We start from the raw sequence: 12871 nt of genomic DNA on the forward strand, positions 1-12871 counted from the left end.
GGGCGAGGCCCAGGCGGTCGCCGCCGCCATTCTGCCGGCGCCTGCGGGCGAGGCGCTCACAGCCTGAGCCGCCGCCCCGCGACACCCAACGGCCGCCAGGCGTCGCTCCCCCCGGCGTCTGGAGGCCGGCGCGCTTGGAGAGGCGCGTCTTCTCGGCAGTCTGGCGGCGGCGCCCGCACTTGCGGAACGTGTTCCAAGGCAAAGAAAAAGCCCTCTCCCGGGGGGAGAGGGCTTTGAACTCTCGGCTTAGGCCGCCTTGTCGAACAGCTTGGCCCAGCGGGGCTTCTGGCGGGTCTTCCAGGAGCCGCGGTGCCAGGCGTCGGAGGCGATCAGCGGGACCACGGTGGTGGCCTCGGCGAACACCATCTGCTCCCAGGTCACGTCGACCTTGCCCCAGGAGCAGGCCTCCTGCAGCGTCGAGGACGAGCAGGCGCCGTCGCGCACGTCGGCCACGGTGATCTGAACGGCGTATTTGTGCATGTCGACTTCGTGGCCGAGGATCTCGGCGCAGACGACGGTGTCCTGGGCGAAGTTCTTCGGCACGCCGCCGCCGACCATGAACAGGCCCGTGGTGCCGGCCGCGATCTTGATGTCGGTCAGCTCGCGGAAGTCGGCGATCGAGTCGATGGTCAGGTAGGGCTTGCCCGCCTTCATCCGCTCCACCTGGTGCTTCACCAGGCCGAAGCCGGCCGACGAGTCGGTGAAGGCCGGGCAGAAGATCGGCACGCCTTCGCGGTAGGCGGTTTCGATCAGCGAGTTCGGCTTCTTGGCGTTGCCCGCCGCCAGCCACTTGCCCATCTCGTGGATGAATTCGCGGCTCGAATAGGGGCGGGGCTCCAGCGAATTGGTGATCTGGTAGATCGCCTCGTCGCAGGCCTGCAGCTCTTCCTCGTCGATGTAGGTGTCGTAGATCCGGTCGATGTAGTTGGCGCGCAGGTCGCGGTCGTCGACCACCTCGCCCGGCTTGGCCTGGTAGTGCTTGAAGCCAAGCGCTTCGAAGAAGTCCATGTCGATGATCGAGGCGCCGGTGGAGACGATCACGTCGATCAGGCCGTACTGCAGCATGTCGCGGTAGATGTGCATGCAGCCGCCGGCGCTGGTCGAGCCCGCCAGCGTCAGCCAGGTCGAGCAGCCCTCGTCTTCGAGCGCCATCGAGAAGATGTCCGCTGCGCGCGCGGTGTCGCGGCTGGTGAAGCTCATGTTCCGCATCGCGTCGATGACGGGGCGGGCGTCGTACTGGTTGATCGCCACATGCTCGACGGTGCGCGAGAGCAGTTCGGCTTTGCGGTTAGATTTCTGAACAGGAGCGTTCATCGTCGGAAGTTCCCTTCTGAGGGTGATCGCCCGTCCAATAGAAAGGCGTGGTCGGGACGGAGCGACCGACCACGCCTTAACTCACAATCGTGACGCCTTTTAGCGCCTGCGGCGCCTCTTGCCGGCGGCGCCCTTGGGCCGCGACAGACGGACCACCTTGCGCTCGTCCTCACGCTGTTCGCGCGGCACGCGGATGACACGGCCCGCGAGCCCGTACATGGACGCCATCGGCGCATCTTCAACGACGATCGTTTCGGCGTCGCCGAAGCCGTTGAAGCGCGTGTTCATGGCCACGCCATAGGCGCCCAGCATGCCGATCTCGATGTAGTCGCCCTCGCGGACGTCCTCCGGCAGCCAGAACGGACCCGGCATGTGGTCCATGGAATCGCAGGTCGGACCGTAGAAGCGAAAGGGCTTCAGCGGGCTTTCGACTTCCCGAACCTCGGCGCCCTCGCCGCGGTACAGCTTGACCGGAAAGGGCCATTTGACGTGCGCCGCATCGAACAGGCTGCCGTAGCTGCCGTCGTTCAGATAGAGCGCGTCAGCCTTCTTCAGCTCGACCTTGGTGAGGATCGAGGAGGCTTCGGCCACCAGCGCCCGGCCCGGCTCGCACCACAGCTCGGTGTCTTCGTGCACCGACATCTCGGCGAAGCCGCGGTCGATCGAGTCGAGGTAGTCCGCCAGGTCGGGCGGCATCATGCCCGGATAGACCGAGGGGAAGCCGCCGCCCACGTCGACCACGTCGACCAGGACGCCCGCTCGCACGATGGCGCGGTTGGCCTGGGCGAGCGCCGCCTGGAAGGCGGTCGGCCGCATGCACTGGCTTCCGACGTGGAAGGAGACCCCCATCCGATCCTGGGTCGCACGGCGTGCGGCGAGCAGGAGGGCGGGGGCGTCGTGCAGCGGGACGCCGAACTTGCCGGACAGCGAATAGGACGCGCCTTCCGTCTGAACGCCCAGACGGACGATCAGCGAGAGGTCGTTGGCCCCGCCGGTCGCCTCGAGGATCTTTTGCAGCTCCTCGTGGGTGTCGAGCGAGAAGGTCCTCACGCCATGGTCGAAGTAGGCGGCCGCAATGGCGGCGCGACTCTTCACCGGGTGCATGAAGGCCATGCGCGAGCCTGGGGCGTGTTGCGCCACCAGCTCGATCTCGGGAACCGACGCGACATCGAACGACGTGACGCCGTTCTCCACCAGGGTCTCGATGACCCATGGCGAAGGGTTGGCCTTCACGGCGTAAAAAACGTCGCCCTTGAAACTAGCCTGGAACCAGCGCGCCGCTACAGCCACGGCGTCCGGCCGCGCAAGCGCGACAGGACGTTCCGGGGACCGCTCACGGACCAGGTCCAGGGGCGTATGGTACTTGTGCACCTCACGCAACCCCCAACGGATTGTTGAACCCAGACCGGCGTTAGCAGCGCTTTTTAGGACATCGGGTCCGCCGGAGAGGCGCATGTAGGGGGTAATGGCCGGCATGTAAAGATTTGATCTTGGCTCGATGCATGATCGGGAATGCGGCGTGGCGTCGCCCGGCGCCCCTGCCCGGGGGCAGGCTGGACCGTAAGAACCGGCCCGTGGCATGAAACTTCTCGCGTGGCGCCGCGGCTCAGGGGCAAGATCACGCGTCCTGCGCACGTTCGGGTGCGCATGCTCCTTAGGGGATGCCTCCTCCGACATGACTGACGCCGCCGTTCTGTCGGTTCGCAACGCCTCGAGGACGTTCGGCCGCCGCCGCGCGCTGGAGGGCGTCTCCGTCGCCCTGGCCCGGGGCGAGATGGTGGCGCTGATCGGTCCCTCCGGCTCCGGCAAGTCGACCCTGCTGCGGGCGATCGGCGGCCTGGTCGCCCTCGATCGCGGCGAAGGCCGCATCGAAGCCTTCGGCCAGACCGTGCAGGCGGATGGGCGGCTGAGCGGGCAGGTCCGGGCGATCCGCAGCCGCATCGGCGTCATCTTCCAGCAGTTCAACCTGATCGACCGGCTCAGCCTCTTCACCAACGTCGCCCTGGGCGCGCTCGGCCGCATCGGCCTATGGCGCGGGCTGACGGGCGTCTGGCCGGCGTCGGTGCGCAGCGCGGCCATGGCGGCGCTCCAGCGGGTCGGCGTCGCCGACTACGCCGGACAGCGCGCCGGCGCGCTGTCCGGCGGCCAGCAGCAGCGCGGGGCGATCGCCCGCGCCCTGGTCCAGCAGGCGGAGATCCTGCTGGCCGACGAGCCGGTCGCCTCGCTCGACCCGGTGTCCGCCCGCCGCGTGCTGGAGCTGCTGCGGGGCCTGAACAAATCCGACGGCTTGACCGTCTTGGTGACTCTTCATCAGGTGGACTACGCCCTGCGCTACTGCGATCGGGTGGTGGCGCTGAAGGCTGGCCGGCTGGTGTACGATGGCCCGCCCTCGGGCTTGAGCCGCGAGCGACTGGTCGAGATCTATGGTCCTGAGTTCGAGGACGCGTTCTGGGAAGGAGCCCCCACATGATCCGCCGCCGCCTGCTCGCAGGGCTTGCGGCCGCGCTGGCGCTGGCTGGCTGCGGTCAGAAGGAACAGCTGACCGGGACGCGTCCCACGGAGCTGACCTTCTCGATCCTCTCGGCCGAGAGCCAGTCCTCGATGCAGCCGCTGTGGCAGCCGTTGCTCGACGACCTCGCCAAGGCCATCGACGTGCCGGTGAAGCCCTATTTCGCCACCAACTACACCTCGCTGGTGGAAGCCATGCGCTTCGGCCAGGTGCAGGCCGGCTGGTTCTCGGCGCGTCCGGCGCTGGAGGCGGTGAACCGCGCCGACGCCGAGGTGCTGGGCCGGGTGGTCGACGCCGGCGGCGACGCCACCTACCGCTCGGTGCTGATCGCTCGCAAGGACAAGGGAATCACCCTCGACGACGTCGTGAAGTGCGGCCGCAAGTACAGCTTCGGGGTCGGCGACGCGGAATCCACCTCGGGCACGCTGGCGCCCATGACCTATCTCTTCACCCCGCGCGGCCTGGAGCCTTCCAAATGCTTCCGGGCGGTTCGCGCCGCCAATCACCAGGCCAACTTCTTCGGCGTCGCCAACGGCGTCGTCGACGTGGCCACCAACAACACCGTGGGCGTGATGTTCGCCCAACGTGAAAACCCCGCCCTGGCCGCCAGGGTCGAGGTGATCTGGACCTCGCCGCCGCTGCCGGAATCCTCGATCCTGGTGCGCAAGGACCTCGACCCGGCGCTCAAGGAGAAGATCCGCCAGTTCTTCATCACCTACGGGACCGGGACGGGCGCCGAGGCGGACCGCCAGCGCGAGGTGCTGAAGAAGCTGGCCTATGGCGGGTTCCGGCCGGCCGACGACGGCTATCTCGACCCGGTGCGCGAGATGGTGGCCGGCCAGGGGGTGGCCGATGCGCGCAAGTCCGGAGACAAGGCCAAGATCGCCGCGGCCGAGGCGAACTTCGAAAAGGTGCGGGCCGCCGCCGCCCAACGCCGCGCCGCCAACCCCGACGTCTGATGAGCCTTCCTGATTCCGGCCCGGGGTCCGGAGCCCTCCTGCCGCCACGCCGCAGCCTCGCCGAGCGCGCGCCGGACATCTTGGTCTGGGGCGGGGTGCTGGCGCTGTTGCTGGTCAGCTTCGGTCCGGTGGACATGGCCCACGTGGTCAAGCTGGTCACCGGGTCGGAGAACATGCGCGAGTTCGGGCGCGAGTTCCTGTCTCCGGACTTCACCGACTGGAGGCTCTATGTCTCGCAGATGTGGCTGACGGTGCAGATCGCGCTCTGGGGCACGGTCCTGGCCATTCTGATCGCCGTGCCGTTTGGCCTGGGGTGCGCGCGCAACGTCTCGCCGCCCTGGCTGCAGCAGCCGCTGCGGCTGCTGATGAACCTGCTGCGCTCGATCCCCGACCTGCTGATCGGGTTGGTGTTCATCGTCGCCGTGGGCCTGGGTCCGTTCAGCGGCGTCATGGCGCTGGCGCTGAACACGGGGGGCGTCCTGGCCAAGCTCTTCTCCGAGGCGGTCGAGGCGATCGACCGCGGGCCGGTCGACGGGATCCGCGCCACCGGCGCCAGCAAGCTGCAGGAGCTGGTCTGGGGCGTCGTTCCCCAGGTGGCCCCGCACTGGACCTCGTTCGCCCTCTACCGCTTCGAGTCGAACGCCCGTTCGGCGACGGTGCTCGGCCTGATCGGCGCGGGCGGCATCGGCCAGCTGTTGTTCGAGACCCTCAACGCCTTCCAGTTCCACAAGCTCTCGGCGATGGTGGTCGTGATCATCCTCGCCGTCTCGCTGATCGACCTGCTCTCCCAGGCCATGCGCAGCCGGCTGATATAGAGGCTGCCGCCCAGAGCCTCCCACTTTGATTCACACATCTGGCGCCACGTCTCGAGGCCTCTCCCCGCAAGCGGGGAGAGGCGTTCAGACCTGCGTCCGCCTTGCCCGGGGCCGGCGTTGAAAGATGTGTGAATGCCATCCATCAAAAAGAAAGGCCGCCGCGGAGGGATCCGCGGCGGCCAAGTTCTAAGGGGATAGGGTCTTTAGAAGCTGAGCTGGCTGCGCAGCGCGACGGCGTTGTACTCCTGGCCGATCTGGGCGCCGGCGCTGTTCTGGCGATCGACGTCGACGTGCAGGTAGTTCAGCATCAACCGCATGGTCGGATTGAGGTACCAATTGACGCCAACGCTGGCGATCTTCTGCTCGCCGCCGCGCACGCCGGCGCCGAGGTCGTTCAGGTTGACCGTCGAGTAGCGAGCCGCGACTTCCCAGGCGCCCCAGGTGCCGGCCGCCGGGTTGAAGTTGAAGTTCGGCTTGGGCGCATCGAAGCGGGCGTCGGCGCCGTTGTAGGCCCGGGCCTCGCCGGTCAGCACCCACGAGCCCTGAACGTACCAGCCGTCGAACTCGGGATCGGCCAGGGTCGTCGTGCCGGTGACGCGGCGCTCGATGTCGTACTTGAAATATTCGCCTTCGACCAGGAAGCTCCGGTACCCGAGGGCCGCTTCGGCGCCGTAGACCGAGGCGTGGTTGGCGTCGATCGAGCTGGTGTCGATCAGGCGGGCGCCGTCGACGCGCAGTTCCGGACGGTCGCGCAGCTGGATGCCGTACCGCGTGCCCGTGCCGGTCGGGCCGGTCGCGTCGGCGGGGTGGAAGACGTATTGGGCGTTGGCGCCGAGGTGGGCCTGCAGGCCGTTCGCATTGAACGGCGCCACGGCGACACGGCCGATCCAGGCCTGCTGCTCGCCGCCGCCGCCGCCGGCGTTGCTCTGGCCGACAACGTTGCCGGTCACCGCGGTCGAAACGAACCAGCGGGACGCGAAGCCCGTGTCGCCTTCGCCGAAGATGCCGTTGGCCGAGACCTGCAGCGCGCTGCGGGCGTCGCCGGCGGCGACGTTACGCGCGATCTCCGCGGAGGCCGGACGTTCCAGCAGCGGCATGCCGCTGGTCGAGGACGCCGCCGCCAGGCCGATGTTGGGCTCGAACGCGCCGAGGCGGAAGCGGAACGGCTTCAGGCCGTTGTACTGGAAGAAGGCCTCCTGGATGCGGCCGGCCTCTTCCGCGCCCGACCCGCCGAATTCGTAGAGCAGGGTGTAGGAGAAGTCCTTGAACAGGGTGCCGTCGATGCCGAAGCGGGCGCGGCGGAAGTTGGTGCCGTCGTTCAGATCGCGTGCGGCGACGGAGCTGGGCAGATTGTCCTTCTGCATATAGCTGGCGGCGTCGAACATCACGACGGCCTTCAGGCCGGCGCTGAAGTTGCCGTCGGCGGTGGCGAAGGTCGGCCGGCCGTTCGAGAGCTTCGGCACGACGGTCGAGCCGGTCGGCGTCTTCAGGGTGATGATGTCGGAGGCCGCGGCGGCCTGGGCCGACTTCATGTCGGCGAGCTGCTGGCCGAAATCGGCGAGCTGCTGCTGCAGGGCGGCGAGCTGCTCGCTCTGGCCGCTCTGAGCGCGCATCTGCTCCATCTGGGCGCGCATCTCGTCGAGCTGCTGCTGCATGGCCTGCAGCTTCGCGTCGCGGGCGGCGGGCGCGGCGAGCGCGCCGGTGGCGGCGCTCGACATCAAGAGCGCGACGAAGGCGGCGCGCGCGACGCGCGACCGCGTCTTAGAAAGCATCATTGGTATCCCCCATTCTTGTGGCGATGACGCCGGACGGCCTCTTTGAAGGCTCGCCCAGGTCGCCCGGCCGGGGGTCTATCCGCGGGGCGTGACGGCTCGCCGACAGTCCGATGACAGATCGATGACAAAACCGATGTCGGGGCGGGCGTGGGCTGTCACTAAAGATTCTCAGCCCGCGGAAGGTGTCACAAACCTGAGATGCAGGGCCGGTAAGGACCGCCCCGCTAGAGCGACATGGATGGGGCGCTCTTAACTCTGGAGAGAACCATGTTGAAGACCCTGGGGGCCGCCCTCGGCGCCGCCCTGATCGTCGCCGGCGCCACCGTGGCGCAGGCCGCGACCATTTCCGGCGCCGGCGCCACCTTCCCGGCGCCCGTCTACGCCAAATGGGCCGAGACCTATAAGGCGCAGACCGGCAACGCTCTGAATTATCAGGCGATCGGCTCCGGCGGCGGCATCAAGCAAATCACTGCGGGCACCGTGGACTTCGGCGCCAGCGACAAGCCCATGAAGCCGGACGACCTGGCCGCGAGCGGCCTCGTCATGTTCCCGACCGTGATCGGCGGCGTCGTGCCGGTGGTCAACCTTCCGGGCATCAAGTCGGGCCAGATCAAGCTGACCGGCCCCCAGATCGCCGACATCTACCGTGGCGTCATCAAGAAGTGGAACGACCCGCTTCTGGCGAAGACCAACGCGGGCGTGCCGCTGCCGAACATGCCGATCACCGTCGTGCACCGCTCGGACGGCTCCGGCACCAGCTTCCTGTTCACCAGCTACCTGACCATGAAGGCGCCGCGCTGGGCCGCTCAGGTGGGCGGCAATGACTCGGTGCAATGGCCGACCGGCATCGGCGGCAAGGGCAACGACGGCGTCGCCGCCTTCGTCAAGCAGACGCCGGGCTCCATCGGCTACGTCGAATACGCCTACGCCAAGCAGAACGGCATGACCTACACCCTGCTGCAGAACAAGGCCGGCAAGTTCGTGTCGCCGACCTCCGAGAACTTCGCCGCGGCCGCCGCTGGCGCCAAGTGGCAGTCGGCCCCGGGCTTCTACCTGCTGCTGCTCGACCAGGCCGCTCCGAACGCCTGGCCGATCACCGGCGCCACCTTCATCCTGGTGAAGGCCAAGCAGGCCAATGCGGCCAAGGGCGCTGAAGTGCTGAAATTCTTCGACTGGGCCTACAAGAACGGCGACGGCGCCGCCGACCAGCTCGACTACGTGCCGATGCCGGCCAGCGTCAAGGAGCTGATCCGCCGCTCCTGGACCAAGGTTACGGGCCCGGACAACAAGCCGGTCTACCGCTAGGACGAGCCGCTCCCTGCCCGCTCGCGGGCGGGGAGCGTATCGTGACGAGAATGTCGTAGAACTGTCGCACATCCCGAGTAGAGCGCGCCCATGACAGACGCCGCCATCTCCCAGGCGCCCGTACGCCGATCGCAGCCGCGCGGCGCCTTCGTGGCCCGGATCTTCGAGGCGGTCTGCTTCACCGCAGCCACCGCCCTGCTGGCGACCCTCGGGGGCCTGCTGGTCTCCCTCTTCATCGGCGGCTGGCCGGCGTTCAAGCGCTTCGGCCCCGCCTTTTTCACCACCTCGACCTGGAACCCGGTCACCGACGTCTATGGCGCGGCCGGTCCGATCGTCGGCACCCTGGTGACCGCGGCCATCGCGCTGCTGATCTCGCTGCCGATCGCCGGCGGCGTGGCCTTCTTCCTCACGGAGCTTTGCCCGGCGAAGCTCAGGCGGCCGATCGGCACGGCGGTGGAGCTGCTCGCCGGCATCCCGTCGATCGTCTATGGGATGTGGGGCCTGTTCGTCTTCGCCCCGCTGTTCTCGAAATATGTGCAGATGCCGATGATGATGGCGGCCAAGCCCGGCTCGCTGCTGGAGAAGCTCACCGTCGGCGTGCCGAACGGCTCGGGCATCCTCTCGGCCTCGATCATCCTGGCCATCATGATCCTGCCCTTCATGGCCGCCACCCTGCGCGAGCTGCTGCAGACCGTGCCGGCCGCAGTGCGCGAGAGCGCCTATGCCCTGGGCGCGACGACCGCCGAGGTGGTGATGTCGGTGACCCTGCCCTATGTCCGCGGCGGCGCGATCGGCGCCGTCATGCTGGGGCTCGGCCGGGCGCTGGGCGAGACCATGGCGGTGACCTTCATCATCGGCAACGCGCACGGCATGCCAGGCTCGCTGTTCGACAGTGGCTCGACCATCGCCTCCACCATCGCCAACGAGTTCACCGAGGCCACCAGCCCGGTGCACAGCTCCGCCCTGATCGCCCTGGGCTTCGTCCTCTTCGTCATCACCTTCGTCGTCCTGGCGCTGGCGCGCCTGATGCTGCGAAACGCGGAGCAACGCCGGTGACTGCAACGCCCATGAGCGCAACGGCCGTGAACGCCAGCGCAAGCCGCGTCATCCGGCGCAAGATCGCCGACGCCGCCTTCCAGACCTTCTGCGTCGTCGTCACCTTCGTCGCCCTGCTCGCCCTGGCGGCGATCCTCTGGTCGTTGCTGAGCCAGGGCCTAGGCGGCTTGAACCTCGACGTCTTCACCAAGTCGACGCCGGCGCCAGGCTCCGTCGGCGGCCTGGCCAACGCCATCGTCGGCTCGATCCTGATGTGCCTGCTGGCGATGGTCATCGCCAATGTGGTGGGGGTGCTCGCCGGCACCTGGCTCGCCGAATACGCCGGCAAGAGCCGCTACGGCAGCGTGGTGCGCTTCCTCAACGACGTGCTGCTTTCCGCGCCCTCAATCCTCATCGGCCTGTTCGTCTACGAGCTGCTGGTCGCGCCGTTCAAAGGCTTCTCCGGTTTCGCCGGCGCCGTGGCGCTCGCCTTGCTGGCCGTCCCGGTGATCACCCGGACCACCGAGGACGTGCTGTCGCTGCAGCCGGCCCCCCTGCGCGAAGCGGGCGTGGCGCTGGGCGCGCCGCTCTCCTTTATCATCCAGACGGTGTTGTGGCGCTCGGCGCGCAGCGGCATGCTGACCGGCGCCCTCCTGGCCTTCGCCCGGATCAGCGGCGAGACCGCGCCCCTGCTGTTCACCGCCCTGAACAACCAGTTCTTCTCGGTTGACCTCAGCCATCCGACCGCCAATCTGCCGGTTGTCATCTTCCAGTTCGCCCTCAGCGCCTATGATGACTGGCGTCGCCTCGCCTGGGCCGGCGCGCTCCTGATCGCTGCGGCGGTCCTGGGCGTGACCTTGCTTGCGCGCGCAATCGCCAAGGAGCCCCGACGTTCATGAATACGATGAAAGCCGAAAATCTCGACGTCAGCATCGCGCCCATCCAGGCCGATCAGGTGAAGATCGCGGTCAAGAACCTCGACTTCTTCTACGACAAGACGCGGGTGCTGAAGTCGGTGTCGACTTCGTTCGCCCGCAACCGGGTCACCGCCCTGATCGGACCCTCGGGCTGCGGCAAGTCCACCCTGCTGCGCACGCTGAACCGCATGTACGCCCTCTATCCGGGCCAACGCGCCGAAGGCGAGATCCTGATGGATGGGGAGAACATCCTCAGCCCGAAGGTGGACCTAGCCCGGCTGCGTTCGCGCATCGGCATGGTGTTCCAGAAGCCCACGCCCTTCCCGATGTCGGTCTACGACAACGTGGCCTTCGGCGTGCGCCTCTATGAAAAGCTCTCCCATGCGGACATGGACGCCCGGGTCGAGGAGGCGCTGCGCAAGGCCGCGCTCTGGGACGAGGTGAAGGACAACCTCAAAGGCTCGGGCCTTGGCCTCTCCGGCGGCCAGCAGCAGCGGCTGTGCGTCGCCCGCGGCGTGGCGGTTCGCCCGGAAGTGCTGCTGCTCGACGAGCCGACCTCGGCGCTCGACCCGATCTCCAGCGCCCGGCTCGAGGAGACGGTCAGTCAGCTGAAGGCCGAGCACACCATCGTCATCGTCACCCACAACCTCGGCCAGGCGGCCCGCATCAGCGACTACACGGGCTTCATGTACCTGGGCGAGCTGATCGAATACGGCCCGACCGACCAGGTCTTCACCCGGCCCGCCACCCCGCGGACCAGCGACTACATCACCGGCCGGTTCGGCTAGGCGACGCAGCCGCCGTTCCTCTCCCGCTGTGCGGGAGAGGGGGACCGTCCGCCGCAGTGCGGGTGGTGGAGAGGGCGAGCCGCCGCACCGCGTTCCAGGATCTTCAGCTGAGCTTCGGGGCGAATAGCGCCGCGCTTGGGGCATGTCCTCTCCACCCCGGGCTCTTCGCTACGCTCGGCCCGCGGTCCCCCTCTCCCGCCGTGCGGGAGAGGAAGTCAGGCCGCTTCCGGCCGGCGCCGGCGCACGCGGGCCAGGCGCCGCAGCCGGCGCCAGAAGCGGGTCTTCTCCGGTTCCGGATAGGGCTGCAGGTTGCGCACGAAGTCCTCGGCGCAGGCGCGCCAGGAGAACTTCTCGGCGAAGGCGCGGACCGTCTTGCGGTCGAGCTTGAGGCATTCCAGGCAGGCTTCGCGCAGGCCCTCGGTGGCGCTGCCGGCGAGCACGCCGGCCCTGGAATTGGGGATGATGTCGATCGGGCCGGGCGCCGGATAGGCAGCCACCGGCGTGCCGGACGCCATGGCCTCGAGGATCACCAGGCCGAAGGTGTCGGTGAGCGAGGGGAAGACGAAGACGTCGGCACAGCTGAAATGGGCCGAGAGGTCCCCGCCCGACCGGGCGCCGCGGAAGACCACGTTCGGGTATCTGGCCTTCAGCTCGTCGAGCTGGGGACCCGGTCCCACCACCACCTTGGTTCCCGGCAGGTCGATCGCCAGGAAGGCCTCGATGTTCTTCTCCACCGCCACGCGGCCGACGTAGAGGAAGATCGGCCGGGCCAGGCCTTCGAAGACGTCCGGCTCGCCCTCGGCGCGCGGCCGGAAGGTTTCGGTGTCGACGCCGCGCGACCAGGACGAGATGTTGCGGAAGCCGTGCTGCGAAAGCTCGTCGCGCATGGTCGGGGTCGCCACCATCAGCCGCCCAGACGGCTTGTGGAACCAGCGCATATAGGCGTAGCCGGCGGCCAGCGGCAGCGGCAGGCGCGCCGAGACATATTCCGGGAAACGGGTGTGGTAGCTGGTGGTGAAGGGCAGCTTCCATTCCACGCAGATTCGCCGGGCGGCCAGGCCGATCGGGCCTTCCGTGGCGATGTGGATGGCTTCGGGCTCGAACGCCTTGAAGCGTTCCTGCACCGGCTCGTAGACGCCGATCGCGACCTTGATCTCGGCGTAGGTCGGCAACGGGAAGGTCTTGAACTGGTCGGGGCTGATCACCTCGACCTTGTGGCCCATGTCGCGCAGCTCCTTCGCCACCCGGGTCAGGGTGCGGACCACGCCGTTGACCTGGGGCTCCCAGGCGTCGGTGGCGAGCAGGATGCGCATCGGCCGGTGGGTGTCGCGCGAGGCCTTGATGGTCTCGCGGATGCGCGGCATGGCCGGGGACGACCTCGGCCGCTCGATCACCTGGGCCTGAGGCTGGGCCAGAACCTGGGCCAGGGTCTGCGCCTGCGCCTGGGTCTGCAT

At 68.2% G+C, this 12871-nt stretch carries 11 protein-coding genes; 7 read left to right on the forward strand and 4 right to left on the reverse strand.

The window, feature by feature from the left end; all coding sequences use genetic code 11:
* Positions 1 to 246 precede the first annotated feature (246 nt).
* The gene (locus ACSQ2B_RS17950; protein WP_436051930.1) at positions 247 to 1314 is read right to left on the reverse strand and encodes a 1,9-bis(guanidino)-5-aza-nonane synthase; all 1068 of its coding nucleotides are present in this window, start codon (positions 1312 to 1314) and stop codon (positions 247 to 249) included.
* Between the two features lie 99 nt (positions 1315 to 1413).
* Positions 1414 to 2685 carry a type III PLP-dependent enzyme gene (locus ACSQ2B_RS17955; RefSeq protein ID WP_436051932.1) on the reverse strand — a complete coding sequence of 424 codons (1272 nt, stop codon included), beginning with the start codon at positions 2683 to 2685 and terminating at the stop codon, positions 1414 to 1416.
* 304 nt (positions 2686 to 2989) lie between these two features.
* Here ACSQ2B_RS17955 and phnC point away from each other — a divergent pair, with 304 nt between their 5' ends.
* From phnC to phnE, 3 genes are read left to right on the forward strand one after another with little or no spacing between them, the layout of a single operon-like run.
* On the forward strand, positions 2990 to 3784 hold the full coding sequence (phnC, locus tag ACSQ2B_RS17960; protein WP_436051934.1) for a phosphonate ABC transporter ATP-binding protein: 795 nt from the start codon (positions 2990 to 2992) through the stop codon (positions 3782 to 3784).
* A complete protein-coding gene (phnD, locus tag ACSQ2B_RS17965; RefSeq protein ID WP_436051936.1) occupies positions 3781 to 4782 on the forward strand; it encodes a phosphate/phosphite/phosphonate ABC transporter substrate-binding protein in 1002 nt (333 codons plus the stop codon). Before phnC ends, phnD begins: the two co-directional genes overlap by 4 nt.
* Complete coding sequence (gene phnE / locus ACSQ2B_RS17970) at positions 4782 to 5597, forward strand: phosphonate ABC transporter, permease protein PhnE (RefSeq protein WP_436051938.1); 816 nt, start codon at positions 4782 to 4784, stop codon at positions 5595 to 5597. Before phnD ends, phnE begins: the two co-directional genes overlap by 1 nt.
* A 203-nt stretch (positions 5598 to 5800) precedes the next feature.
* Here phnE and ACSQ2B_RS17975 read toward each other — a convergent pair whose 3' ends face one another.
* The gene (locus ACSQ2B_RS17975) at positions 5801 to 7372 is read right to left on the reverse strand and encodes an OprO/OprP family phosphate-selective porin (protein WP_436051940.1); all 1572 of its coding nucleotides are present in this window, start codon (positions 7370 to 7372) and stop codon (positions 5801 to 5803) included.
* Positions 7373 to 7639: 267 nt separating this feature from the next.
* Here ACSQ2B_RS17975 and pstS point away from each other — a divergent pair, with 267 nt between their 5' ends.
* The 4 genes from pstS to pstB all read left to right on the forward strand — a co-directional run bounded on the left by pstS (position 7640) and on the right by pstB (position 11417).
* Entirely contained in the window at positions 7640 to 8677 is a 1038-nt protein-coding gene (gene pstS, locus ACSQ2B_RS17980; protein WP_436051942.1) for a phosphate ABC transporter substrate-binding protein PstS, read from the forward strand.
* A gap of 90 nt (positions 8678 to 8767) precedes the next feature.
* Complete coding sequence (pstC, locus tag ACSQ2B_RS17985; protein WP_436051944.1) at positions 8768 to 9733, forward strand: phosphate ABC transporter permease subunit PstC; 966 nt, start codon at positions 8768 to 8770, stop codon at positions 9731 to 9733.
* An 11-nt stretch (positions 9734 to 9744) separates the two neighbouring features.
* Positions 9745 to 10611: a phosphate ABC transporter permease PstA gene (pstA, locus tag ACSQ2B_RS17990; protein WP_436051945.1), complete on the forward strand. Its 867-nt coding sequence runs from the start codon at positions 9745 to 9747 to the stop codon at positions 10609 to 10611.
* Positions 10608 to 11417 carry a phosphate ABC transporter ATP-binding protein PstB gene (pstB, locus tag ACSQ2B_RS17995; RefSeq protein WP_436051947.1) on the forward strand — a complete coding sequence of 270 codons (810 nt, stop codon included), beginning with the start codon at positions 10608 to 10610 and terminating at the stop codon, positions 11415 to 11417. The genes pstA and pstB overlap by 4 nt, the downstream gene beginning before the upstream one ends.
* Positions 11418 to 11632: 215 nt before the next feature.
* Here pstB and ACSQ2B_RS18000 read toward each other — a convergent pair whose 3' ends face one another.
* Positions 11633 to 12730, reverse strand: a complete 1098-nt coding sequence (locus ACSQ2B_RS18000; RefSeq protein WP_436052606.1) for a glycosyltransferase family 4 protein — start codon at positions 12728 to 12730, stop codon at positions 11633 to 11635.
* Between the last annotated feature and the right edge of the window lie 141 nt (positions 12731 to 12871).

This window comes from Phenylobacterium sp. LjRoot225, assembly GCF_964252855.1.
In the GTDB taxonomy this organism is placed as follows: domain Bacteria; phylum Pseudomonadota; class Alphaproteobacteria; order Caulobacterales; family Caulobacteraceae; genus Phenylobacterium.

What these genes read in the sequence shown, in the direction of transcription:
- ACSQ2B_RS17950 (WP_436051930.1), bottom strand. Translation starts at nt 1,314, where the DNA reads ATGAACGCTCCTGTTCAGAAATCTAACCGCAAAGCCGAACTGCTCTCG.
- phnC (WP_436051934.1), top strand. Translation starts at nt 2,990, where the DNA reads ATGACTGACGCCGCCGTTCTGTCGGTTCGCAACGCCTCGAGGACGTTC.
- phnD (WP_436051936.1), top strand. Translation starts at nt 3,781, where the DNA reads ATGATCCGCCGCCGCCTGCTCGCAGGGCTTGCGGCCGCGCTGGCGCTG.
- phnE (WP_436051938.1), top strand. Translation starts at nt 4,782, where the DNA reads ATGAGCCTTCCTGATTCCGGCCCGGGGTCCGGAGCCCTCCTGCCGCCA.
- ACSQ2B_RS17975 (WP_436051940.1), bottom strand. Translation starts at nt 7,372, where the DNA reads ATGATGCTTTCTAAGACGCGGTCGCGCGTCGCGCGCGCCGCCTTCGTC.
- pstS (WP_436051942.1), top strand. Translation starts at nt 7,640, where the DNA reads ATGTTGAAGACCCTGGGGGCCGCCCTCGGCGCCGCCCTGATCGTCGCC.
- pstC (WP_436051944.1), top strand. Translation starts at nt 8,768, where the DNA reads ATGACAGACGCCGCCATCTCCCAGGCGCCCGTACGCCGATCGCAGCCG.
- pstA (WP_436051945.1), top strand. Translation starts at nt 9,745, where the DNA reads ATGAGCGCAACGGCCGTGAACGCCAGCGCAAGCCGCGTCATCCGGCGC.
- pstB (WP_436051947.1), top strand. Translation starts at nt 10,608, where the DNA reads ATGAATACGATGAAAGCCGAAAATCTCGACGTCAGCATCGCGCCCATC.
- ACSQ2B_RS18000 (WP_436052606.1), bottom strand. Translation starts at nt 12,730, where the DNA reads ATGCGCATCCTGCTCGCCACCGACGCCTGGGAGCCCCAGGTCAACGGC.